The following is a 23,015-nucleotide window of genomic DNA, read 5'->3' on the forward strand; positions in this document are numbered from 1 at the left end:
AGGCCGGCCAGGCTGGCCGGCATGGGGTCAAGCTTGGGGTCAAGCCTGGGAGTCAAGCCTGGTTCTGATGCGCAAAGGCTGGCGTCCACGGTCCCAGTTCGTCCAGCTTGCTGGCGCGGTGTTCCAGCCACCAGCCGGCTTGCGCATGCCAGTTGGCATGGGACGTTTGCTGCGCATGCAGCGGAAAGTGCGGGTTGCGCAGCGCCGCATGGCCCAGCGCGACCAGGTCGGCCTGGCCGGACGCGATAATGGCGTCGGCCTGCGCCGGATCGACGATCATGCCGACGGCCATGGTGGCGATATGGGCCTCGCGGCGTATCTGCGCGGCGAACGGTACCTGGAAACCATAGCCGTTCGGATATTCATAGACGCCGAAGCCGCCCGACGAGCAATCGATCACGTCGACGCCCACCGCCTTCAGTGCTGCGGCCAGGGCCACGCTGTCGGCAATGGTCCAGCCGGTGCTGCTGCCATCGACGGCCGACAGGCGCACGAACAGCGGCTTGTCGTGCGGCCAGATGGCGCGCACGTCGCGGGCAATTTCCAACGCCAGGCGGATGCGGTTCTCGAAACTGCCGCCGTATTCGTCGCTGCGGTCGTTGGTCAGCGGCGACAGGAAAGCGTTGAGCAGGAAGCCGTGCGCGTAGTGCAGTTCCAGCACCTCGAAGCCGGCCTGCAGCGCGCGGCGCGCCGCGGCGGCAAAATCGGCGCGCACCCTGGCGATGCCATCTGCATCAAGGGCGGTTGGCGGCAGCCAGCCATCGGCCACCGGGCGCGCGCTGGGCGACACCACCTCCCAAGGCGTCTCGCCGCGCGCGGCGTCGGTGTCGTTCAGGGGGCCGTTGCCTTCGAAGGCGCGCTGGATGCAGGCCTTCGGTCCGGCATGAGCAATCTGGATGCCGGGCGTGGCGCCATACTCCTTGGCAAAGCCGCATCAGTGCATCGTATGTGGCTTACCATATCCTGGTCGAACCGCATCTGGCCGCGTTCCTGGCGCAATACCCGCTGATCAATATCGAGGTCTCGCTGGACAATCAATTGACCGATATCGTCGGCGCCGGTTTTGATATCGGCATCCGCATGGGGCGAAAGCTGCAAAATGACATGATTTCGGTGCAGTTAGGGGCGGTGCAAAAACGCATCGTGGTGGCGGCGCCCGATTACCTGCGCCAGCGCGGCGAACCGCAAACCCTGGCCGGGCTGCTCAAGCACGATTGCTTGCGCCAGCGCTATTCGGTCGGCGGCAGGCTGTATGACTGGAAGTTCGACGATCGCGGCCAGACAGTACACATCGATGTGCAGGGGCGCTTGATGTTTGACGAGATGCGCTCGGTATGCGATGCGGCGGTGCAAGGGCAGGGTATCGCTTTTATCCTGGAAGCCTTTGCGCGGCAGGCGCTGGACGATGGCAAGCTGCGGCATATCCTGGTGTCACATGGCGCGCTGGACGACGCTTTTCATCTGTATTATCCGCATCGCCAGCATATGCCGGGCAAGCTGCGCGCCTTTGTCGACTTCATGCGCATGGCCAATCATCGGCCATCGTCCTGATGGCAAGCGGCCGTCACATGCCGCGCTGTATCTCTTCAGAAACGATCGCCGCAAGTTCGGTCAGGGCCCAGGTCTGCTCATGGCTCAGCTGCCGCGGCTTGCGGTCGAGCACGCACAAACTGCCGAGGCGGCAGGCGTTGCTGTCCAACAATGGCACGCCGGCATAGAAACGTATCGCTTCCTGGCCTGTCACCAGCGGATTTTCTGCAAATCGCGGATCTTGCAAGGCGTCTTCCACGATCATGATCTTGTTATCAAGCACGGTGTAGTTGCAAAACGCCCATGACCTCGGGGTCTCGGTCATGCTCATGCCCAGGCGCGCCTTGAACCATTGACGGTCCTCGTCCAGCAGCGAAATGAGCGAGATCGGCATGTCCGTCAGCAGTGCCGCCACACGCACGATGCGGTCGTAATTGATGTGCGCTGGCGTATCGAACAAGCCCGTGGCACGCGTGGCGCGCAGTCGCGCACTTTCGTCCATGAGCTCGGACAAATGCTCGTGCAAGACGCGTTTGGCAGGCCGCCGCATGTTTTTCGGTTCCGCCATGCTTGGCACCGGCAAGCGGTCATGGTCGGGATGCAAAACGCCAAGGATGGAGGCAAGCGTGATGCGGCGATGCCCGCCCGGCGTTTTCCATGACTCCAGTTTTCCCAATTCCACCCATTTTTGCACGGTACTGACCGCCACGCCCAGCAAATCTGCTGCCTTGGTGGTGGTGACGATTTCGGGATCCACACCCGGTTCTGTAGTTGCTCGCATCTTTATCTTTCCTTCAAGTTCATCGCATATCGACTGACGATGCTTCCCTGGCATGCAGTGATTTTAACAAATTTCGTTTGCTCAAGGAAATATTTGATGCCATAATTGGCGCAAATTTAATGATTTCATCAAATTCGTCAAATTTATAATTTTAAATGAGTGCGTTTTCTGACCGGATACGTGCTCCTGACGGGCTCGCATCGAGCTTTAAAAAACTCACTTATCCTTTATGAAAAACTTCAGCATCAAAAATCTCATCGTCTCCGTGATCGGCTTGCTGGTCCTGGTGACCATCGCCGTCGGCGCGCTCGGCCACTATGCGGCAAGGCGCTCGGTCGACCTGCTGGAACAAACCTCGCTCAAATCGGCACAGCAGCAATTGACGATCGCCAGCCTGATTTATCGCATGGAGTCCAACCGCAGCCAGATCCTGCAAGCGCTGCAACATAACCCGGGCAGCAAATACGCTGTCATGCACGATCATCCGCTGAATAACCATTTCAAGAATATTGCCGATAATACCAAGCAACTTCAAAACGAACGTGAGGCCTTGCTTGCCTCCCTGCGTCGCCAGGCAACGAAAGATGCGGTGAACCATTGGCTGAACGAAAGCCAGAATCTGGGGCAGGCGCTGATTGCCGATGCATCGCGCGCCATCGAGGCGAATGACTGGGATCGTGCACAGGAAATACTGATTCGCGGCATCAATCCCACGTATTTGAAGGGCTATAAAGCCTATCAGCAACTGCAGAATTTTATGTCGCAACGAAACAGGCAGGAGAGCGTGGACCTGCATGCCGAACTCGATGCCATCAACCATATGGTGTTCGCTGCGATCATCTTTGCCGTGTTGCTGGCCGGTGGCGCAACGGTGTATCTGATACGCGCCATTACCAGGCCACTCGATGCCGCAGTGGTGGTCGCCCGTCGGGTGGCGGGCGGCGATTTGAGCGTGCAGGTCGATGTGACGTCGAATAACGAATTTGGCCAGTTGCTTGGCGCCCTGCGCGACATGACGGGCAGCCTGACGGGCATCGTGCATGAGGTCAGGACCGAGAGCGATATCATCGCCACGGCATCGAGCCAGATTGCTTCAGGCAATATGGACCTGTCCTTGCGCACCGAGCAGCAAGCAAGTTCGATCGAAGAGACCGCCGCCTCGATCGAAGAGCTGACCGGTACCGTGCGCCAGAATGCGGATAATGCCCGCCAGGCAAGCCAGCTGGCGGCGACGGCGTCCGAGGTGGCGCTGCGTGGCGGGGCCGTGGTGGCCAAAGTGGTCGCCACCATGGACGATATCAAGGATTCGGCCCGCCAGATCGTCGATATTATCGCGGTCATCGACAGCATCGCTTTCCAGACCAATATCCTTGCCTTGAATGCGGCGGTCGAGGCGGCCCGTGCCGGCGAGCAGGGGCGCGGTTTTGCCGTGGTTGCTACCGAAGTGCGCAATCTTGCACATCGCTCGGCGGGCGCCGCCAAGGAGATCAAGGAGCTGATCACCAATTCTGTGGGCAAGGTCGATAACGGCAGCCGTCTGGTCAACCAGGCCGGGACCACCATGGACGAAATTGTCCAGAGCGTGGGGCGGGTGACCGAGATCATGGGCGAGATCAGCAGCGCCAGTGCCGAGCAGAGTTCAGGCATCGAACAGATCCACCAGGCGATCAGCCACATGGATCAGGCCACGCAACAAAATGCGGCGCTGGTCGAGGAAGCGGCCAGCGCCGCATATTCCCTGCAAGACAGCGCCAGCAGCCTGGCGGCCAGAGTGAGCATTTTCAAGCTGGGCCAGCCGGTGCCGCCACCCCAGGCGATGCCGGAGCGGCTGCGCCTGGAGTCCGTGCCGGACCAATCATGGCTTCGCGCCTGAAGCCGGCCTGTGGCAGATTGGCTACGGCGCCAGCCTTGACGGCATGGGGCAAGAATTGCGATAATGAGAATTATTCTCAATTGTGCAGGAACCCATCGTGCAGATCGCGCAGTCCAGCCAGGCCATCGCCGGCATTTACAGCAGCCACCATGGCTGGCTGCTGCGCTGGCTGCGCGGCAAATTGCCCTGCGCCGACCAGGCGGCCGACCTGGCGCACGATACCTTCGTGCGCTTGCTGGCGGCGCCGCAGGCGGCCATGCCGGCCTTGCGCGAGCCGCGCGCCTACCTGACAACGGTGGCGCAGCGCCTGCTGATCGATCATTTCCGGCGCCTGTCGCTGGAACAGGCCTGGCTTGAAGCGCTGGCGCAGCAGCCGGAACTGCTGATGCAGTCGCCGGAAGAGCGCTTGATCATCGTGCAAGCGCTGCAGCGCGTTGACGCCATGCTTGCCGGCTTGCCCGATGCGGTGCGCAGCGCCTTTTTGATGGCGCATGTCGATGACATGGGCTACGCCGAGATCGCCCAGCGGCTGGGTGTCAGCGAGCGCACCGTCAAGCGCCATATGGTGCAGGCGTTCGAGCAATGCATCGTGCTGATATTGTGACCACCGCGGTCAGTCCCGGCGCAGCGCGCGTGGCGGCGCAGTGGCTGGTGCGCCTGCGCGACGGTGCCTTGAGCGCGGCCGAACAGCAGCAATTCGACGCCTGGCGCACCAGTCATCCCGATCACCTCGAGGCCTGGCGGCGCGCCGAACTGGTGTGCCAGGCCATGGCCATCGTGCCGCCCGCGCTGCGCCAGCACCAGGGCGAACGCCGCCGCGCCGTCAAGCACCTGGCCGTGCTGATCGCCTGCACCGCGCCGCCTTTGTGGCTGGCCAGCCAATCCGCCGTCTGGCAGTCGTGGCGCGCCGGCGTCAGCACCGCTACCGGCGAGATCCGTCAGGTGCTGCTGCCCGACGGCACGCAGCTGGCCCTTAATACCGCCACCGCCATCGATGTGGCATTTGACGATGCGACCCGCCTGATCGTGCTGCATGCGGGCGAAATCCATCTGCGCAGCGCGCCCGATCCGGCCAGGGTAGCGCGCCCGCTGCTGGTACGCTCGGCCAGCGGCAGCGTGCGCGCCATCGGCACGCGTTTTTCGGTGCGCGAGGAAGGCGGCCTTTTCTCGCCGCACACGCAGGTATGCGTGATGCAGGGCGCGGTGGAAATCGTGCCGTCGCAAGCGCGGCATGCGGCCCGCATCGTCGCCAGCGGCTGGCAAACCAGTTTTGACGCGAATGGGGTGGCCGGCGTTGCCGCCGCACCGGCCAGCAGCGAGGCCTGGCTGCAGGGCGTGCTGGTCGCCGAACGCATGCCGCTGTGCGAAGTATTGGCGCAGCTCGCGCGCTATCGGAATGGTGTGGTGCGCTGCGACCCGGCCGTGGCGCAGCTGCCGGTCGACGGCATTTTCCAGCTCAGGGATACCGACCGGATGCTGGCGCTGCTCCAGGTTTCACTGCCGATTCGGATCAGCCTGCGCACGTCGTACTGGGTCAGCGTCGGGCCGGCTTGAAAATAGTTGGCGCTGCATGTCCCTTCCATGTCCCTTTTTTATATCCCCTTCGTCATAACAGATAGAACAGCACTTCTGACGATCGAAAGGGACTCCATGCTTTTGCCGCACCGCTCTAACGCCACACCGATTCCATTGCACCCCACCGCCGGCGCAGTGCGCGCCGCGCTGGTCCTGTTGCTGGGCGCTTCGGCCGCCGCGCTTGCCATCGCGCCAGCGCCCGTGCGCGCTGCCGAAACGGCGCCGTCAACGGCCGCGCGCGACTATCAGATCGCCGCCGGTGACCTGCAAACGGCGCTCGCCAGCTATGCCGTCGCCGCTGGCGTCAACGTGTCGACTCAATCGACGCCACTGGCGGGCCTCTACAGCAAGGGCCTGCAGGGTCGCCATACGCCGTTGCAGGGCCTGCAGAAGCTGCTCGAAGGCAGCACGCTGGAAGCGATCGACGCCGGCAATGGCAATTACCTGGTGCGCAAGGCAGCCGAGGCGAATGTCGCCACCATGCCGGCCGTGACCATCAATGCCGAGGCTGACCGCAATACCGAAGGCACCGGTTCGTACACGACGAAAACCATGGGCACCGCCACCGGCCTGTCGCTGTCGCAGCGGCAGACGCCGCAGTCGGTCAGCGTCATCGCGCGCCAGCAGATGGACGATTTTCATCTCGCCACCTTGCAGGACGTGGCGCTGGCCACGCCCGGCATCTATACCAAGCAGCCCGGTGTGACGGACCAGGAAACCTCGTACTACGCGCGCGGTTTTGCGCTGACTCACGTCAATGTCGATGGCCTGCCACTGGACGTCACCGGTTTCAACCAGCGCAATGTATCGGCCGACATGATCATGTACGACCGCGTGGAAGTGGTGCGCGGCGCAACCGGCCTGATGGAAGGGGCGGGCGCGCCGTCGGGCAGTATCAACCTGGTGCGCAAGCGCCCGACCGCCACGCCGCTGGTGAATGGTTCGGTGGCGCTGGGCAGCTGGAAGGACCGGCAACTGACGCTTGACGCCAGTGCCGCCCTCAATGAATCGGGCAGCCTGCGCGGCCGGGTGGCGGGCAGCTGGCGCGACAGCGACAGTTTCATTGACGTCGTCAATAACAGGAACGGCACGCTGTACGGCATCGTCGAAGCCGACCTGGGGCCGGACACCGTGCTCGGTGCCGGCTTTTCGCGCCAGAGCAGCCGCACCGACGGCGTCTCGGTCGGCCTGCCGACGTTTGCGAACGGGCGCCACATGAATTTGCCCCGTTCCACTTTCCTCAACAATGCCGATTCCTTCCAGGACCGCGACAACGACGTGCTGTTTGCCGACCTGGAGCATCGCCTGGGCGGCGGCTGGAAGGCGCGTCTTGCCGTCACCCATATCGACGCCAGATCGTCGACCCGCAATACCACCAACAGCCGCATCGGCGGCCAGGACTATTTGCTGGAACAATCGGAAACGGGCTGGAAATACAGCACCGGCCAGGTGGTGGCGGACCTGCGCGCCAGTGGTCCCGTGACCTGGTTCGGCCGCCAGCATGAAGTGATACTGGGCGCCAGCTACCGCGATGACGACTCGGATGCGGCCCAGTCATGGCAAGGCGCGGGTACGCGCGTCATCGATATCCGCAGCTGGAACCCGCATGCCTATCCGATGCAGGCCGGCGTGCTTGAGCCCTATAACTGGGGCCGCAAGACGCGCGAGAAGGGCCTGTACGCGGCAGGCAACTTCAGCCTGGCCGACCCGCTGCACCTGGTGCTGGGCGCGCGCCTGGGCTGGTACACGCAGGATGTGACGGGCTGGTACGAGACGCAATTCACGTGGAAGCGCAGCCTGGACGAAAGCGCCAAGGTCACGCCTTATCTGGGCCTGGTCTACGATCTGGACAAGCATCACTCCGTGTATGTCAGCGGCACGCAGATCTTCGAGCCGCAAAGCAGCATGGACGTGAACGGCAATACCTTGCCACCATTGAGCGGCACCAATTACGAGGTGGGCGTGAAGGGCGAGTATTTTGGCGGCGCGCTCAATACCAGCGCCGCGCTGTTTCGCATCAAGCAGCGCAACCGCGAAATGGCCGACGAACGCAACTGCCCGAGCGGCGGCGCCATCTATTGCGCGCGCGCGGCCGGCGCAGTGGAAAGCGAAGGCGTGGACCTGCAGCTGTCCGGCTCGCCCTTGCCAGGCTGGCAGATCGCCGGCGGCTACACGTATGTGATGGCAAAGTACACCAGAGACGATATCGCCGCCAATGTCGGCCAGCGCATCGCCACCGACGAGCCGAAGCAGTTGTTCAAGCTGTCGACCACCTGGCAGCCGGGCGGCGCCCTGGCGCCATGGAGCGTCGGCGCCTCGGTGCAGGCGCAGGACAAGATGTTCCGCCGCGACACCGGCTTTTATACTTCGCAGGGGGCGTATGTCGTCGCGGGCCTGACGGCCGGCTACCGCATCAGCGACAAGCTGCAGCTGCGCCTGAACATCGACAATGTGTTCGACCGCCATTACTACCAGGCGCTGGGCTACAGCTGGTCGGGCGGCTTGGCGCGCTATGGTGCGCCGCGCGGCGCGCTGCTGACGCTGAGCTATAAAATGTAGGACTGGCCAGCGGAGCGCGCCGCCGGCGGCGCCTCTGCTACACTGCCGAGCCTGACCATTTTGCCATGATTGCCATGTCCATCACACCCACCCTGACACCGCTGAAGCGCGCCTTTGAACAATCGCGTGCCGAGAAAAACATCGAACTGATACTGCCCGAGCTGCTGCGTGCGCAGTTCCATGTGGTCATTGGCGGACAAAGCGAGCAGATCGACCTGTTCCTGGTGCCGTCGCCCGATCCCGAGCGCCGCTGCGTGACCGTGGCCGAAGAACTGGCGTTCCTGGCCGGCATCGATTATCCGAAGATTCCCGTTACCGGCCGCCAGCTGGTCGCCTCGATTCCGCCTGAAATTGAAATCGTCATACTGCACGGCGACGGCGCCAACTACCTGACGCGCGAGCAGTTGGCGTGGTTTCGCGGCATGCCGCAGCTGCACGCCTGAGCGGCATCAGGCCGGCGTCGACGCCGGCCAGTATCGTGTCGCATAATCGCCGCAAGACCTTGCTTTCCTTCTAACGGACTTGCTGAAGGTCCTATGAATATTTTCCAAAAGCAACTATAATCCCCCTTCTTCAGAATCATCGTCACGCCGGTTGCCGCTTTGTCATTGGCCGCGCCGGGGTTTGCACGCATGCCGCTTTTCCCATTCACGGAAGGCATCTGGAAGACATCTTTTCCCGCCCCGAAAACGCGGGCTGGCGACCGTGCAATCATCCGGTCGATACTCCCTGTTCCTGTTTGCCGCGTCGCCTGATTATTGCGATAGCGGCGCCCCTGGCGCGCGTTGCGCCGCTTGTTAATCTTATGCTCACGGATGCACACAGCATGCTCAGTTCCATCTTCGCGACCGGCCCGGCCTCGCTGCCTTACCAATACGGCACCCATGACGGGTCGCTGGTGCTCATTTCGGTTGCCATCGCCATCTTTGCCTCGTTCATGGCCCTGCAAGTGGCCGGCATGGCGCGCGACAGCGACGTGTGGCTGCAGCGCCAGACGGCCATCGTGACGGGCGCCATTGCGCTTGGTGGCGGCATCTGGTCGATGCATTTCATCGGCATGCTCGCGTTCGACCTGTGCACCCATGTCACGTTCGAACCGCGTTTGACGTTGCTGTCGATGTTGCCGGGCATGGGCGCTTCGTGGGTCGCGCTGCACCTGCTGGCGCGGCCGCAAATCAGCCGCGCGCAATTGCTGGTTGGCGGCGTGCTGGTCGGCACCGGCATCGGTTCCATGCATTACAGCGGCATGGCTGCCATGCAAAGCGCGCTTGACCTGCACTATGACCCGGCGCTGTTCGCCCTGTCGCTGGTGGTGGCCATCGTCATGGCCGTGCTGGCCCTGTGGATACGCTTCGGCCTGGCCGCCTCGCGACTGCAGCTGCGCCCGATGACGGCGCTGCTGGCCAGCAGTGTGGTGATGGGCCTGGCGATTTCGGGCATGCACTACACGGGCATGCTGGCGGCGCGCTTTTCCGGCCTGCCTGCCGCCGGCAGCAACACGATCACGGTGCAGGCCTCGTTTATCGCGCTGGCGGTGGCCTTGATCACTGTCACCCTGACCGTCTTCGTCGCCGCCGCGAATGGCCTGCTGCGCTACCGCCAGTTGCTGCGCCACGCCAGTGCGGGCGAATCGCGCCTGCGCGCCATCGTCGACACGGCCGCCGACGGCCTGATCACCATCGATGGCCAGGGCAAGGTGCGCTCCTTCAATCCGGCCGCCGAAGCGCTGTTCGGCTGGCGCGAAGCCGATATCCTCGGGCGCGATGCGAATATTTTGCTGCAGGATGACGATGCGGCGCGCTACCAGGGCTATCTGCGCGAATTCCTGGCCACCGGCGTGTCGCGCATCCTCGACAGCGGGCGCGAGCTCGAAGGGCGCCACAAGAATGGCGCGATGCTGCCGATCCGCGTCGCCATCGGCAAGATCGACACCCCCGGCCAGCCGCTGTTCGTGGCTTTTGTCACCGACATGCGCTCGTCGCGCGACATGGAACAGGCGCTCAAGGACAGCGAGCGCCAGTACCGCACCCTGATCCGCAATATCCCGGGCGTGTCTTTCCATTGCGCCTTTGCGCCGCAGTGGCAGATGATCTTCATCAGCGACGCCGTGTTCAACCTGACGGGCTGGATGCCGCAGGACTTCATCGACGGGCGCGTCAATATCTTTGAACTGGTGCATCCGGATGACCGCCAGCGCGTCAACGACACCTGCGTGCAGGCCGCCGGCCAGAAGCGCGACTTTGAAAACGTCTACCGCATGATCCACCGCGACGGTCGCGAACGCTGGGTGCGCGAGAGCAGCGGCCCGGTGCTCGACAACGACGGCGTGGTGCGCTGGATCGACGGCGTCATCCTCGACATCACCGAAAGCGAACTGCGCAATGCCGAATACGAAGGCAAGGTCACGGCCATTTCGCGCGCCATGGCGGTGATCGAATTCGACCTGCAGGGCCGGGTGCTGGCTGCCAACCAGAACTTCCTCGACCTGGTCGGCTACCAGCTTGACGAAGTGCTGGGCCAGCATCACAGCATGTTCTGCGAATCCGATTACGTACAGTCCGAAGCATATCCGCTGTTCTGGCAGCGCCTGGGCAATGGCGAATTCGACGCCGCCGAATACAACCGCATCGGCAAGGACGGCAGGAAGATCAGCATCCAGGCCTCGTACAATCCGATTTTCAATGCCGACGGCAAGCCGTTCAAGGTGGTCAAGCTGGCCACCGATATCAGCGAACAGCGCGCCATGCAGGAAAACCTGCGCGCGGCCAAGGACCGCGCCGAACTGGCCGCCGAGTCAAAAACCTCGTTCCTGGCCAATATGAGCCACGAGATACGCACGCCGATGAACGCCATTATCGGCTTCACGGAAGTGTTGCTGGGCACGGCGCTCGACACCCTGCAGCGGCGCCACCTGACGACGGTGCGCCAGTCGGCCCGCTCGCTGCTGGAACTGCTCAACGACATCCTCGACACGGCCAAGCTGGAAAAGGGCGCGACGGAACTGGAACTGGTGGACTTTTCGCTGCCCGACCTGGTCGATCACGTGGCCGCCTCGCTGCGCATTACGGCGCACAACAAGGAGATCGAGCTGCTGGTCGACTACGATCCGCGCGCCGGCCAGTTCTTCCTCGGCGACGCGCGCCGCATCCAGCAGGTGCTGACCAATCTGATCGGCAACGCCGTCAAGTTCACCGAGGCCGGGCAGGTGCGCGTGGCTGTCGACATGCAGGGCGACAGCGTGCATATCGCCGTGCACGATACGGGCATCGGCATTCCGGCCGACCGCCTCGACAAGATTTTTGCGCCATTTACCCAGGCCGACTCATCGATGAGCCGGCGCTTCGGCGGCACCGGCCTGGGCACCACCATTTCGCTGCAACTGGTCGAACTGATGTACGGCAGCATCACGGTGGAAAGCACCCTCGGCGTGGGCAGCGTGTTTCATGTGCTGCTGCCGCTGGCTCCCGGCAAGGTGGTGCTGCGCCGCAGCGAGCAGCCGGTGCTGGCCTTGCCGCCGCTGCGCATCCTGGCGGCCGACGACGTGCCGCAGAATATCGAACTGCTGATGATCAGCCTGGGCGCGGCCGGCCACCAGGTGATCACCGCCAGCGATGGCGAAAGCGCCGTGCGTGAATTTCGCAACGGCAGCTACGACATCGTGCTGATGGACGTGCAGATGCCGCGCATGGATGGCCTGGAAGCGACGCGATTGATACGCGTGCATGAACGCGAGCAGGGCTTGAAACCTACGCCGATCATCGCCCTGACGGCCAGCGTGCTGGAACAGGACCGCCGCGCCGCGCAGACTGCGGGCATGAATGGCTTCGCTTCCAAGCCGCTGGAAATGCACAAGCTGACGGCGGAAGTGGCGCGTTTGCTCGATATCGCCGTGGTTGCCGAGCTGGCGCCGGAGCAGGGCGCGCTGGGCTTCGCCGGCGGCCAGGTCGACTGGCAGCGCGGCACGGCACTGTGGGGCGGGCGCGATGCGCTGGCGCGCGCCATCGGCCGCTTTGCAAAAACCAATGCCGACAGCACGTCCCTGCTGGCGCGCGAGATCGACCGCGGCAGCGCCAGCGTGGCCGGCCACCTGCTGCACCGCCTGAAGGGCGCGGCCGCCAACTTGTGCCTGGTGCAGATCGAGGGCATCCTCGGGCGCATCGAGCAGGCGATCCATTACCAGGGGCCGGTGGCCGAACTGCTGGAACAGCTGGCGGCGGCATTTGCCGCGCTGGCCGCCGAGGTGGGCGAGGGCACCAGCGCCGGCGCAGCCAGCGTTGCCAGTGTGCCCGCCGCCAGCGCGCCATTGGACCACGCGGCCGCCGAGGCCGCGCTGCGCAAGGCGATCGCCAGCCTGGAAGGCGGCCAGCTCGATGACGCCCTGATGGCGGACGTAACGGACCTGCTCGCGCCGCACGGCCGGCAGCGCCAGCTGCAAACCCTGGCCGGCGCCATCGACGACTTCGAATTTGCGCGCGCTGCCGCCGTGCTCAGGCAGTTGCTTGAGTGGCTGCAGGCGCAGGCGACCGAAGAAGACGGTGCTGTATCATCCTGAACCGAATCCGAGTTAATGTATCGACATGAAATTACCCGAACAAAAACCGACCCTGCTGCTGGTCGACGATGAAGCAACCAACCTGCAGGTGCTGCGCCAGATCCTGCAGGACGACTATCGCCTGCTGTACGCGAAGGACGGCGAAAAAGCGCTGGAGCTGGCGCAGGCCAACCCGGTCGAGCTGATCCTGCTCGATATCATGATGCCCGCCATGACCGGCTATGAAGTGTGCCGCCAGCTCAAGGCCATGCCGCTTACTGCCGCCATCCCCGTCATTTTCGTCACTGCCCTGGCCGACGTGAAGGACGAAGCGGAAGGTTTTGACGTGGGCGCCGTCGACTACATCACCAAGCCGGTCAGCCCGCCCATCGTGCGTGCCCGCGTGCGCACGCATCTGTCGCTGGTCGACGCGGCCGAACTGCGCCGCTCGCGCCTGCAGGTAATCCAGCGCCTGGGCCAGGCGGCCGAGTACAAGGACAACGAAACGGGCATGCACGTGATCCGCATGAGTTATTACGCGCGCCAGCTGGCGCTGGCTGCCGGCTTCAGCGAAGCCCAGGCCGAAGACCTGCTGAACGCCGCGCCCATGCACGACGTGGGCAAGATCGGCATCCCCGACGCCATCTTGCAAAAGCCGGGCAAGCTCGATGCGGACGAATGGCAGGTCATGCGCAGCCACGCCGAAATCGGCGCCGCCATCATCGGCGAACATGCGGGAGGGTTGCTCAAAATGGCGCGCACCATCGCCCTGACGCACCATGAAAAATGGGACGGCAGCGGCTACCCGAACGGCCTGAAGGGCGAGGAAATCGCCCTGGAGGGACGCATCGTGGCGATCGCCGACGTGTTCGATGCCCTCACCAGCGAGCGCCCCTACAAGCGCGCCTGGACGGTGGAAGCGGCGATCGAGACCATGCAGCGCGACAGCGGCACGCATTTCGATCCCGAGCTGGTCGCTCTGTTCATTGCCAATTTACCGGCCATGCTGGAGATCAAGGCGCAGTGGAAGGAACCGGGTTGAGGTTCAGGGCGGGTCCGCCAGGAGGTGGTCAGCCAGCAAGCGGGCATAGGCGGGGCTGTCGCTGAACTTGATAGATGAGCATGTCATGGTGTTGCTCAAGATATCCATCTTGCGTGAAGAAATTGCATACGCAAGTTGGCCTGGATGGCGCCGCGACGGATAAATGAAGCCATGGATCGCATCGCCTTGCCCGGCGATGATTTGATCAAGCTGCCAGCCCAGCCATTGGCACCATGCATGATCGGGGCTGCGCAACTGATCATAGATGCCGAGCCGGCTGGCGGCCAGGCCCGTCAGGTCCAACAGCCGTAGCGGCTGGCCGAACGGAGTGTGGCGATCAGGGCATTTTCCGCCCCTGACTGAATGAAAAACGTGCCGGGCCGGGTCACATCATTGCGGCAAAGCTGCGCTTCCCGCACCGCGGTATACGTATCTTCCGCAACATAGATCCAGTGAAAAGGAAAGCCTTTCAAGCCGGCCAGCGCTTCCGGCGGGCCGAAGCGATAGGTGCGCTCGACCTTCTTCGGCCAGATCGATGCCGGATTCCACGCGGCGCGGATAAATGGTTTTCCTGCATCGCGTGTGATGATATTTCCCAATAGTTCGCTGCGCAGCAAGGCGAGCGGCGCCAGGCACTCCGCGATCGCGGGCGGTATAGCCACCACTTCAACGGCAGCCATGTGCTAGCCTACGATATCGGCCAAACCCTTGTGTTGCCATGTTGCCGCCGCCATCACCTGTCGCATCCTTTCGCGCGCTGGCAACTCCAGCAGCGCCTGCTGACTGGGATGGAGCTCGCCGCGCGTGTCAAACGGCTTGCCTGCAAGCATTTCCGCTGGCGACAGTTCGTTCAATTCTTCGGCGCTGCCGACCCAGAAGGCATGAATGTCATTATTTGGCTGGCCGGCAAGGATGGAGAGGACGGGCGCGATCAGTTCCGGCACCGGCTGGACAAATTGCCAGGCCGGAAATTCTTTGCCGATACTGCGTCCTGCCGGTGTCACGCAGTAAAACCGCCCGCTGTCCACTGCGCGGTACAGCGACGCTTGCGAGAGTTGCACCCATCCTTGTTCGAGTACTTCCTGCGCCTTGAGTTTTGACACGGGCAGAGAGTTATTGGCTGCTGGCAATGCGCCGCCCAGCGACATGCGCGCCTCGTCGAGCGCGCGCGTGGCCAGGTTGATCAGGCGGCTGCGATCGGGGCCTTGCGCCAGGATGTCGAGCCGGGCAGTGACCAGCCGCGAGAATTGTTCCACCGCCCGCAGGTCGCTGTTGGACAATTCCTGGTCGTCAGGCGCCAGCATGTCGTGCTTCAAATTGGCTGTCATATTTACCTCCGGCAAGTTCGATGCAGCAACCGCTGGCGTCATATGCAGATCACCAAACGTACAACAGGAGAATAGACGACATTCTTGTCTTTCGCAAGTTTATCATCGCATGCAATTTTCTTGATATGGCAAAATATTCGACAGGCGGGTTCCCAGCCGTTCAGATATCAGAACGAATAAACCAGCGTCAGCGAGGTCTGCGTATCGGTGTTCTTTTTATCATCCGGCACGCGCGTGTCGTTGCGGGCGCTGAAGGCGGCCTTCATCTGCATGGTGCCGTTGATCTTGGTGCTGAGCGCCGATTCGGCGATCGAGTGGGTGTTCGAGGTGCCGCGCTCGACGCTGACGGTTTGCGTAAACATCGCCGACTGGCTCACTTTCCATTTCATGGCGGCCGCGCCGCGGATGGTCAGGCCGTGTTCGGATATGCCTTCGTCGTTGGTACCGCTGAAGTAGCCCGGACCGACTTCCACGTCGACGCTCTTGTCGTCTGACTGGTACCAGCGCGAGCCGTGACCGACGGCAAAGGTGCTGTACTTGGTGTAGGCGCCGAAGCGGTCGTTCACGTGCGAGGCCAGCACGAACAGTTTTTCATTGTCCGACATCAGCTTGTAGGCGGCCTTGCCGGAAGCGGAAAAGCGCTCGGCCGAGCGCTCGCGGTAGCGGTGGCCCTCGTCATCGGTATTCTTGTCTTCCTTGAAGTAGCCGCTGAAGATGTACTGGTTGCTCCAGTCGTCGAGTTCCTGGCGCGCGTCGATCTTGCCGGTAACCGAGGTGCCGGCCGTATTGCCCGAGGTGGTGATGGCGCCCAGTTCGGCCGAAGTGCTCCAGCTGCCGATCGGGATTTCGTCGAACAGCAGGCTTTGCTTGGTGTCCTTGGCGATGGCGCCGGCGTGCGCGGTGGCCAAAGCCAGCGCCAGTACGAGGGTAGGAATGGATTTCATGGCTGTGTGCTTGTGTGTGGCGGGCGCACCGGCGCGGGCGCGTCCCATCAAGATCGAGCGCGTATTGTACCTGAGCCTGCAATCACCCGTCCTGCGCACGCGGTGCCTTGACTCTGCTATAGTTCAGGCCATCTTATCAACTTGCTATCTGCGCCGGGAGTGTCCATGAAGTCAGTCTGCAGTGCCATTGTGCTGGCCTCGGCCGCCACGCTCGCCGTCGCGCAGGTGCCGGCCGCCACGCCGTCGGCGCCGGCCCTGACCCAGGCGATGATCAGCGCCGCCGTGCGCGAGACCCTGGCCGAAGAAAAGCGCACGCAGGCCGAATCGGGCCAGCCGGCGATACAGCAGGTGACCATCCGCGCCGACAAATACGAACAATTCGCCGCCGCCTTCAGCGAAGCGAAAGTGCCCGACTGCCTGCATCCGGATGGCCTGAAACGCCAGCCGACCAACCTCGGGCCGATCGGCGTGGTCGGCGTGTATGCGCTGCCGTTCGTGGCAATCGCCAAGCTGCGCGGCAAGTGTAATTAGCCGGATTGACGCGTTTGCGCGGCGCCAGGGCTGGCAAGCCGCGCCCGCCTGGCGTATGCTGCGCACTTCCACCGATTTATTACAAGGACTCACCGTGCGCTGCCTGGTCATCGAAGACGAAGCCGATACTTCCCGCTATATTTGCGCCGGCCTGCGCGACGCCGGCCATGAGGTCGTCGCTTGCGACAACGGTGTCGACGGCATGCGCCTGGCTTGTGGCGAGGAGTGGGATGCGCTGGTGCTCGACCGCCTGCTGCCGGGCGAGATCGACGGCCTGGCCATCGTCGCGCGCCTGCGCGGCATGGGCCGCAATACGCCGGTGCTGGTGCTGTCGGCGCTGTCCAGCGTGGATGAGCGCGTGCGCGGGCTGCGCAGCGGCGGCGACGATTATTTGTCCAAGCCGTTTGCCATCGACGAGCTGCTGGCGCGCATCGAAGCGCTGCTGCGCCGCGCCGCGCCGGTGCCCGACGCTACCCAGTTGCAGGTGGCCGACCTGGTGCTCGACATGCGCACCATGCGCGTGACGCGCGCCAACCGCCAGATCGCCTTGCAGCCGCGCGAGTTCCGGCTGCTCGAATACCTGATGCGCCACCAGGGCCAGTCGGTCACGCGCGCGATGCTGCTCGAAGCGGTGTGGGATTACCATTTCGACCCGCAGACCAACGTGATCGACGTGCAGGTCAGCCGCCTGCGCACCAAGATTGACAAGGAATTTTCGCCGGCGCTGATCCACACGGTGCGCGGCGTGGGCTATACCCTGGGCGTGCTGGAAAGCGGCCCGCATGCCTAAATCGATCGCGGCGCGCCTGGCGATAGGCTACGGCCTGCTGCTGGCCATTTCGATTGCCATCGTCTGCGGCGTGTTTTATTTCGGCACCATCGGCGTGCTTGACCGCAGCGTCGACCGCAAGCTGGCGATCCTGTCGGAACGCCTGGCCGCCTTGTACCTGCCCGAGGACAGCACGAAAACATCGGCCGAGATCGCCCATCTGCTGACCGACCGCACCGACAGCGACACGGAGATATTCCTGCTGGTCAGTGCGCAGGGAAGCCGCATTTCCGGCAATCTGTCGAGCTGGCCGGTGGCCGACAGCCCGGTCGGCAAGCTGCTGCACGTGCACGTCACGCGCGAGGGACGCGTGGTGCCAGCGCGACTGCTGATCCGTGACCTGATCGACGGCTCGCGCCTGTACGTGGGCCGCGCCATGCTGGAAAGCGATTCGATCCGCACCCTGGTGCTGCGTTCGATCGCCTATGGCGGCGGGGTGGCCGTGCTGCTCATGGTGGCCGGCGCCTGGCTGTTCCGGCGCCAGCTCGAAGCGCGCATCGGGCAGATACGCCGCACCGCCGCCGACATCGAAGCGGGCGACCTGTCGCAGCGCATACCGGTGGCCAGCGACGACGAATTCGGCAAGCTCAGTTGCGACATCAACCGCATGCTCGATCGCATCGAGCAGCTGATGGAGGGCGTGCGCCATGTGTCGAACGCCATCGCCCACGACCTGCGCACGCCGCTGGGGCGCGTGCGCAACAAGCTCGATGGCGCTCTGCGCCAGCAGCAGACGGTGGACGCCTGGCAGGGCGCGGCGCAATCGGCGATTGCCGACATCGATGACCTGACGCGCGTATTCGACAAGCTGCTGCAGATCGCGGCGGCCGAATCGGGCATGCGCCCCGAGAATTTCAGCGAGATCGACCTGCAGCAGATCGGCGCCGACATCGTGGAAATGTACGAGGCGACGGCCGACGAGCAGGGCGTGCTGCTGGTGCAACTGCATGGCCCGGACCTGCCGGCACGCGGCGACCGCAACCTGCTGGGCAGCGCACTGGCCAGCCTGGTCGACAACGCCATCAAGTATGCGGGGCAGGGCGCCACGGTGGAAGTGTCGTGCGGCCAGGACGGCGCTGGCGCCTGGCTGGCCGTGCGCGACAACGGCCCCGGCGTGCCCGCCAGCGAGTTGCCGAAGCTGACGCAGCGCTTTTACCGCCTCGACAAAAGCCGCCATTTGCCCGGCAATGGCCTGGGCCTGTCCATCGTTGCCGCGATCGCGGCCCTGCATGGCGGCAGCCTGGAGATCGAGGATGCGGCGCCGGGCCTGTGCGTGCGGCTGCGCCTCAATCACTAGCTGCATGGCCGACCGCATGGACCACCGCATGGACCACATTACCAACTTGTAACCCCCCTGGTTTTTCGTCTCGCCTATCATCTGTGCTACCCGTCGCGGAGCGGCTGCACCCCGGTGCGGCCGCCTGGTCCGGGCTGCTCGCGGCCACGGCCGCGCATCTGTACACGACTGCACGAGCGCCGAAGAACCGTTGCCATGACATCCTTTATCGCCGGCCTGGCGCCGCAAGCGCCGCCCGCCCTTGACCGGGAAGGCCACCATCTCAAGGCCATGCTGGGCGCGCTGGTGTTTCCCCGTCAGCGCGCGCGCTGGCAGGCTTTTATCAGCGACACGCCAGGCATGGCGGCGCTGGCGCAAGAGCATCCCTGTTTACTGTACAAGATCTACCGCCCCTACGCGCAGCGCGGCGCCGGCTGTGCGGCCCGCGTCACTTTGCTGCAAGGACATTACCGCTTTTTATGGCAGGCGGGCGCGCGTCCGCTGGTGGAATATGCGGCGCGGCGCGCACTGGTGCTGGCCAGCGTGGAAGGGCGCGATGGCGCCTTGTACCGGCTGCAGCTGACGGCCATCCACGAAAGCCACCGGGAAGGGGAACTGTGCCTGCGCCTGATGCGCAACGGCGAACCGCTGTACTTGGCCTGCTTCCTGTTTCGCCCGCACCGCGCCGGCGCCAGCGTGCAGCTGGGCGCGCTGCAAGGCTTGCGATCAAGCGCCGGCGCGCAGGCCGTGCGCGAGGCCACCCGCGCCTTGCACGGCTGCCGGCCGAAAAACCTGATGGTGGCGCTGCTGCGCGACCTGGGCGACTTTTACGGCTGCCGCCAGCTCGAACTGGTCAGCAACGCCAACCGCATCGCCCTCAATGGCCGCCGGCGCCGGCAGATCTCGTCAGACTACGACCTGGCGTGGGAAGAGCTGCATGCATTGCCCGGCAGCGATGGCAATTACCGGCTGCCGTGTACGCCGTGCCGGGAACCGGACCTAGCCGATGTACCGTCAAAAAAGCGCGCCGACGCGCGCCGACGTGGCGCGATGCTGCTGCAGTTGTCGGCCACCATGCGCTGGCAGTTGTCGACCCTGCGCAGCCTGCCCGCCGAGGTCGCGGCCAGCATGCCGGCACCGCGCCATGCCGCCGTTTCTTGAGGCAAGCGCGGTTTTTTGAGGCCGTACCCGGCGAAGCTGGCGCGATGGGCGTATACTTGCGGCGTCTTTTAACTAGAAGCCAGTCACCCCCATGCCAGCAACTTTCCCTCTCTCGCGCATGCGCCGCCTGCGCGCCAACCCGCAATTGCGCGAACTGTTCCGCGAAACCGAGATCAATCCGCGCGACCTGGTGTTGCCGATCTTTGTCGACGAAGGCGCCAGCGATTTTGTCGACATCAAGTCCATGCCCGGCGTGCGCCGCATCCCCGAAGCGAAGCTGGCGCAGGAAGTGGAGCGCTATGCGCGCGCAGGCCTGCGTTCGGTAATGACCTTCGGCATTTCGCACCACAAGGACAGCCACGGCAGCGACACCCTGAATCCGGACGGCCTGGTGGCGCGCATGTCGCGCATCATCAAGGACGCCGTGCCTGAAATGGTGGTCATGTCCGACACCTGCTTTTGCGAGTACACCGATCACGGCCATTGCGGCATCCTGCATGGCGACACGGTCGACAATGACAGCACGGTACTGAACCTGGGCAAGCAGGCGGTGATTGCCGCCCGGGCCGGCGCCGACATTATCGCGCCATCGGCTGCGATGGATGGCCAGGTGGCGGCGATCCGCAGCGCGTTAGATGCGGCAGGTTTCCACGACACCCCCGTGATGGCCTATTCGACCAAGTTTGCCTCCGGCCTGTACGGCCCGTTCCGTGAGGCGGCCGGCAGCACTCTCAAGGGCGACCGCAGGACTTACCAGATGGACCCGATGAACCGCCGCGAAGCGATCCGCGAGTCGCTGATCGACGAAGCCGAAGGCGCCGACGCGCTGATGGTGAAACCGGCTGGTGCCTACCTCGATATCATCCGCGACCTGCGCGAAGTGACGCGCCTGCCGATCGGCGCCTACCAGGTCAGCGGCGAATACGCGATGATCAAGTTCGCCGCGCAAGCCGGCGCCATCGACGAGCGCCGCGTGGTGCAGGAAACCCTGGGCGCCATCAAGCGCGCGGGCGCCGACATGATCTTTACATATTTTGCGATGGATGTGCTGAACAACCCATATTAAGCGTGATCGGGCGCGCGCCATTCTGGGCTATCATGGCGCGCTGCCTTTCCCGATACTTTTATGCCCCTGAAAATCTCCCGCATCCTGCATGCCGGCTATGTCTTCGACTGCGACGGCAGCGCCATCGCTTTTGATCCCATCGTCGAAAACCCGTTCAGCCGCAACTGCCACGCGTTTCCCGACGTGCGCTTCGACGTTGAGCAAGTAAGACAGCTGCGCCTGGACGCCGTGTTTATCTCGCATTTCCACGACGACCATCTGTCGCTGGAAAGCCTCGATTTTCTCGACCGCGCCACGCCGATCTACCTGTACTGCATCTTCGACGAGCTGTTCGACATGATCCGCGCGCTGGGCTTTGCGAAAGTGGAGCGCCTGCACGTCGACGTGCCGGTACAGATGGGCGCGATCGAGGTGATACCGCGCCGCGCGCTCGACGACGATGTCGACTCGCTGTTCCAGGTACGCGCGGCCGGCATGAATGTGCTCAACGTGGTCGACTCCTGGATCGGCCCCGAGACATTGGCGCAGCTGGCGGCCCTGGGGCCGTGGGACATGGTACTGTGGCCGTTCCAGACCATGCGCGAGGTGGCCGTGATCGCGCCCCGGCTGGCCGGCCCGGCGCGCCCCACCTTGCCCGACGACTGGCTGGAACAGCTGCAAACGCTCCATCCCCGCTATATCGTGCCCAGCTCCTGCCAGTTCGTGCAGGAGCCATGGTCCTGGTATAACCACGCGATGTTTCCGGTGACGTACCGCCGGTTCGCGCGCGAGGTAGTTACGGCGCTGCCGTCAGCCACGGTGCTGCGGCTCGACCCGTCGGTGTCGGTGCTGCTCGATGCCGATGGATTGACGCCCGCCGCGCCGCTGCCGTGGGTGATTCCGGTGGGGCCGCAGGAGGTCGATTTCGATTACCGGCCGGGTTTGGCGCCGCCGCAAACCGCGGACATCGCGCGCCGTTTCCCGGCACTGAGCGCGCAAGATGCTGCGCTGGCGCTGGACTTCTGCCGCCATGGCTTGCTGGAGCGCTACCGCGACATGGAGCTGTTCGAGGACAGCTACTTCCAGCAGCCGCGCCTGTGGCGCTTGTCGCTGTATGGCCACGATGGCGCGGCCACCGTGTTGCATTACCGCATCGATGGCGACCTGATCGACCTGGTGCCGCAGACCGATGAAGCGCCGTCGTGGACCACCGAGGCGCCTCTGGCGAAATGCCATGCGGCGCTGGTGCTCGGCGAGTCGCTGACCTCGATGTACCTGCGCATCAACGATGCCGATTTCGATGCCGCCACCCTGGCCGAGTTACGCGAAGCCGATATCACCGACGACCCTTTGATACGCTGCCTGTTCAATGACGCGATAGGCGCCTACCAGGCGGCGCAGCTCAGGCGCCTGGGTTACATTGTGGGCACGCACTGAAGAAAATCGCCGGACGCGGTAAGATAGCTTATCTCTGAACAAGGACACCACTATGGCAAATACGACTGAAACTGCAATCCTCGCTGGCGGCTGCTTCTGGGGCGTGCAGGACTTGCTGCGCCGCTATCCTGGCGTGGAAGCGACCCGCGTGGGCTACACGGGCGGCGACGTGGCCGACGCCACCTATCGCAACCACGGCACCCACGCCGAAGGCATCGAAATCACTTTTGACCCCAGCGTGATCAGCTACCGCCGCCTGCTCGAACTGTTTTTCCAGATCCACGATCCCAGCACGGAAAACCGCCAGGGCAATGACCGCGGCACCAGCTACCGCTCGGCCATTTACTACACCACCGATGAACAGAAGCAGGTGGCCGAAGAAACCATTCGCGACGTCGACGCCTCCGGCCTGTGGCCAGGCAAGGTGGTGACGGAAGTGGCGCCTGCGGGCCCGTTCTGGCAAGCCGAACCCGAACACCAGGATTATCTGCAGCGTTTGCCGAACGGCTACACCTGCCATTACATCCGTCCGGACTGGGTCTTGCCGCAACGCCAGCAATAAGGAGGGCAGGG

General features: G+C 63.8%; 20 protein-coding genes and 1 pseudogene. 15 read left to right on the plus strand and 6 right to left on the minus strand.

What is annotated here, in order from left to right; translation table 11 throughout:
• Nucleotides 1-52 precede the first annotated feature (52 nt).
• Nucleotides 53-910 (minus strand): annotated as a pseudogene (locus AC0Z42_RS02360) (oxidoreductase); the annotation flags it as partial.
• Nucleotides 911-933: 23 nt separating this feature from the next.
• Here AC0Z42_RS02360 and AC0Z42_RS02365 point away from each other — a divergent pair.
• Complete coding sequence (locus tag AC0Z42_RS02365) at nucleotides 934-1,551, plus strand: LysR substrate-binding domain-containing protein (protein ID WP_485466771.1); 618 nt, start codon at nucleotides 934-936, stop codon at nucleotides 1,549-1,551.
• Nucleotides 1,552-1,564: 13 nt separating this feature from the next.
• Here AC0Z42_RS02365 and AC0Z42_RS02370 read toward each other — a convergent pair whose 3' ends face one another.
• Nucleotides 1,565-2,365: a GAF domain-containing protein gene (locus AC0Z42_RS02370; RefSeq protein ID WP_485466621.1), complete on the minus strand. Its 801-nt coding sequence runs from the start codon at nucleotides 2,363-2,365 to the stop codon at nucleotides 1,565-1,567.
• A gap of 175 nt (nucleotides 2,366-2,540) precedes the next feature.
• On the opposite strand from AC0Z42_RS02370, the gene AC0Z42_RS02375 reads away from it, so the two are divergent.
• The 7 genes from AC0Z42_RS02375 to AC0Z42_RS02405 all read left to right on the plus strand — a co-directional run bounded on the left by AC0Z42_RS02375 (nucleotide 2,541) and on the right by AC0Z42_RS02405 (nucleotide 13,891).
• On the plus strand, nucleotides 2,541-4,184 hold the full coding sequence (locus tag AC0Z42_RS02375) for a methyl-accepting chemotaxis protein (RefSeq protein WP_485466622.1): 1,644 nt from the start codon (nucleotides 2,541-2,543) through the stop codon (nucleotides 4,182-4,184).
• A 97-nt stretch (nucleotides 4,185-4,281) separates the two neighbouring features.
• Nucleotides 4,282-4,788 (plus strand): sigma-70 family RNA polymerase sigma factor, encoded by a 507-nt coding sequence (locus AC0Z42_RS02380; RefSeq protein ID WP_485466623.1) that lies wholly within the window; start codon nucleotides 4,282-4,284, stop codon nucleotides 4,786-4,788.
• Entirely contained in the window at nucleotides 4,767-5,738 is a 972-nt protein-coding gene (locus AC0Z42_RS02385; protein ID WP_485466624.1) for a FecR domain-containing protein, read from the plus strand. The genes AC0Z42_RS02380 and AC0Z42_RS02385 overlap by 22 nt, the downstream gene beginning before the upstream one ends.
• Nucleotides 5,739-5,834: 96 nt before the next feature.
• Nucleotides 5,835-8,318, plus strand: coding sequence for a TonB-dependent siderophore receptor (locus AC0Z42_RS02390; RefSeq protein WP_485466625.1), 2,484 nt, complete (start codon nucleotides 5,835-5,837; stop codon nucleotides 8,316-8,318).
• Nucleotides 8,319-8,392: 74 nt separating this feature from the next.
• Nucleotides 8,393-8,761, plus strand: a complete 369-nt coding sequence (locus AC0Z42_RS02395) for a hypothetical protein (RefSeq protein WP_485466626.1) — start codon at nucleotides 8,393-8,395, stop codon at nucleotides 8,759-8,761.
• 383 nt (nucleotides 8,762-9,144) lie between these two features.
• Nucleotides 9,145-12,870, plus strand: coding sequence for a PAS domain S-box protein (locus tag AC0Z42_RS02400; protein ID WP_485466627.1), 3,726 nt, complete (start codon nucleotides 9,145-9,147; stop codon nucleotides 12,868-12,870).
• A gap of 25 nt (nucleotides 12,871-12,895) precedes the next feature.
• A complete protein-coding gene (locus tag AC0Z42_RS02405) occupies nucleotides 12,896-13,891 on the plus strand; it encodes an HD-GYP domain-containing protein (protein WP_485466628.1) in 996 nt (331 codons plus the stop codon).
• Nucleotides 13,892-13,894: 3 nt separating this feature from the next.
• Here the strand turns inward: AC0Z42_RS02405 and AC0Z42_RS02410 are convergent, their stop codons facing one another.
• The 4 genes from AC0Z42_RS02410 to AC0Z42_RS02425 form a co-directional block, all read right to left on the minus strand.
• Nucleotides 13,895-14,194, minus strand: coding sequence for a hypothetical protein (locus AC0Z42_RS02410; protein WP_485466629.1), 300 nt, complete (start codon nucleotides 14,192-14,194; stop codon nucleotides 13,895-13,897).
• Entirely contained in the window at nucleotides 14,185-14,571 is a 387-nt protein-coding gene (locus tag AC0Z42_RS02415) for a hypothetical protein (RefSeq protein WP_485466630.1), read from the minus strand. The genes AC0Z42_RS02410 and AC0Z42_RS02415 overlap by 10 nt, the downstream gene beginning before the upstream one ends.
• Before the next feature lie 3 nt (nucleotides 14,572-14,574).
• Nucleotides 14,575-15,219, minus strand: coding sequence for a hypothetical protein (locus AC0Z42_RS02420; protein WP_485466631.1), 645 nt, complete (start codon nucleotides 15,217-15,219; stop codon nucleotides 14,575-14,577).
• 167 nt (nucleotides 15,220-15,386) lie between these two features.
• On the minus strand, nucleotides 15,387-16,163 hold the full coding sequence (locus AC0Z42_RS02425; protein WP_485466632.1) for a DUF481 domain-containing protein: 777 nt from the start codon (nucleotides 16,161-16,163) through the stop codon (nucleotides 15,387-15,389).
• Nucleotides 16,164-16,328: 165 nt separating this feature from the next.
• Between AC0Z42_RS02425 and AC0Z42_RS02430 the strand changes: the two genes are divergently transcribed.
• From AC0Z42_RS02430 to msrA, 7 genes are all read left to right on the plus strand, one after another.
• Nucleotides 16,329-16,694, plus strand: a complete 366-nt coding sequence (locus AC0Z42_RS02430; RefSeq protein WP_485466633.1) for a hypothetical protein — start codon at nucleotides 16,329-16,331, stop codon at nucleotides 16,692-16,694.
• A 55-nt stretch (nucleotides 16,695-16,749) separates the two neighbouring features.
• Entirely contained in the window at nucleotides 16,750-17,484 is a 735-nt protein-coding gene (locus AC0Z42_RS02435) for a winged helix-turn-helix domain-containing protein (protein WP_485466634.1), read from the plus strand.
• Nucleotides 17,477-18,820: a sensor histidine kinase gene (locus AC0Z42_RS02440; protein ID WP_485466635.1), complete on the plus strand. Its 1,344-nt coding sequence runs from the start codon at nucleotides 17,477-17,479 to the stop codon at nucleotides 18,818-18,820. Before AC0Z42_RS02435 ends, AC0Z42_RS02440 begins: the two co-directional genes overlap by 8 nt.
• 195 nt (nucleotides 18,821-19,015) lie before the next feature.
• Nucleotides 19,016-19,960: a DUF535 family protein gene (locus tag AC0Z42_RS02445; RefSeq protein WP_485466636.1), complete on the plus strand. Its 945-nt coding sequence runs from the start codon at nucleotides 19,016-19,018 to the stop codon at nucleotides 19,958-19,960.
• Nucleotides 19,961-20,051: 91 nt separating this feature from the next.
• Nucleotides 20,052-21,026, plus strand: a complete 975-nt coding sequence (gene hemB, locus AC0Z42_RS02450) for a porphobilinogen synthase (protein WP_485466637.1) — start codon at nucleotides 20,052-20,054, stop codon at nucleotides 21,024-21,026.
• A gap of 60 nt (nucleotides 21,027-21,086) precedes the next feature.
• A complete protein-coding gene (locus AC0Z42_RS02455) occupies nucleotides 21,087-22,442 on the plus strand; it encodes an MBL fold metallo-hydrolase (RefSeq protein WP_485466638.1) in 1,356 nt (451 codons plus the stop codon).
• A 52-nt stretch (nucleotides 22,443-22,494) separates the two neighbouring features.
• On the plus strand, nucleotides 22,495-23,004 hold the full coding sequence (msrA, locus tag AC0Z42_RS02460; protein WP_485466639.1) for a peptide-methionine (S)-S-oxide reductase MsrA: 510 nt from the start codon (nucleotides 22,495-22,497) through the stop codon (nucleotides 23,002-23,004).
• The last annotated feature ends 11 nt before the right edge of the window (nucleotides 23,005-23,015 follow it).

This window comes from Janthinobacterium sp. 1L-D-8-B-C4, from assembly GCF_057291295.1.

What these genes read in the sequence shown, in the direction of transcription:
- AC0Z42_RS02370 (WP_485466621.1), bottom strand. Translation starts at nt 2,365, where the DNA reads ATGCCAGGGAAGCATCGTCAGTCGATATGCGATGAACTTGAAGGAAAG.
- AC0Z42_RS02375 (WP_485466622.1), top strand. Translation starts at nt 2,541, where the DNA reads ATGAAAAACTTCAGCATCAAAAATCTCATCGTCTCCGTGATCGGCTTG.
- AC0Z42_RS02385 (WP_485466624.1), top strand. Translation starts at nt 4,767, where the DNA reads ATGCATCGTGCTGATATTGTGACCACCGCGGTCAGTCCCGGCGCAGCG.
- AC0Z42_RS02390 (WP_485466625.1), top strand. Translation starts at nt 5,835, where the DNA reads ATGCTTTTGCCGCACCGCTCTAACGCCACACCGATTCCATTGCACCCC.
- AC0Z42_RS02395 (WP_485466626.1), top strand. Translation starts at nt 8,393, where the DNA reads ATGTCCATCACACCCACCCTGACACCGCTGAAGCGCGCCTTTGAACAA.
- AC0Z42_RS02400 (WP_485466627.1), top strand. Translation starts at nt 9,145, where the DNA reads ATGCTCAGTTCCATCTTCGCGACCGGCCCGGCCTCGCTGCCTTACCAA.
- AC0Z42_RS02405 (WP_485466628.1), top strand. Translation starts at nt 12,896, where the DNA reads ATGAAATTACCCGAACAAAAACCGACCCTGCTGCTGGTCGACGATGAA.
- AC0Z42_RS02415 (WP_485466630.1), bottom strand. Translation starts at nt 14,571, where the DNA reads ATGGCTGCCGTTGAAGTGGTGGCTATACCGCCCGCGATCGCGGAGTGC.
- AC0Z42_RS02420 (WP_485466631.1), bottom strand. Translation starts at nt 15,219, where the DNA reads ATGACAGCCAATTTGAAGCACGACATGCTGGCGCCTGACGACCAGGAA.
- AC0Z42_RS02425 (WP_485466632.1), bottom strand. Translation starts at nt 16,163, where the DNA reads ATGAAATCCATTCCTACCCTCGTACTGGCGCTGGCTTTGGCCACCGCG.
- AC0Z42_RS02430 (WP_485466633.1), top strand. Translation starts at nt 16,329, where the DNA reads ATGAAGTCAGTCTGCAGTGCCATTGTGCTGGCCTCGGCCGCCACGCTC.
- AC0Z42_RS02435 (WP_485466634.1), top strand. Translation starts at nt 16,750, where the DNA reads ATGCTGCGCACTTCCACCGATTTATTACAAGGACTCACCGTGCGCTGC.
- AC0Z42_RS02440 (WP_485466635.1), top strand. Translation starts at nt 17,477, where the DNA reads ATGCCTAAATCGATCGCGGCGCGCCTGGCGATAGGCTACGGCCTGCTG.
- AC0Z42_RS02445 (WP_485466636.1), top strand. Translation starts at nt 19,016, where the DNA reads ATGACATCCTTTATCGCCGGCCTGGCGCCGCAAGCGCCGCCCGCCCTT.
- hemB (WP_485466637.1), top strand. Translation starts at nt 20,052, where the DNA reads ATGCCAGCAACTTTCCCTCTCTCGCGCATGCGCCGCCTGCGCGCCAAC.
- AC0Z42_RS02455 (WP_485466638.1), top strand. Translation starts at nt 21,087, where the DNA reads ATGCCCCTGAAAATCTCCCGCATCCTGCATGCCGGCTATGTCTTCGAC.
- msrA (WP_485466639.1), top strand. Translation starts at nt 22,495, where the DNA reads ATGGCAAATACGACTGAAACTGCAATCCTCGCTGGCGGCTGCTTCTGG.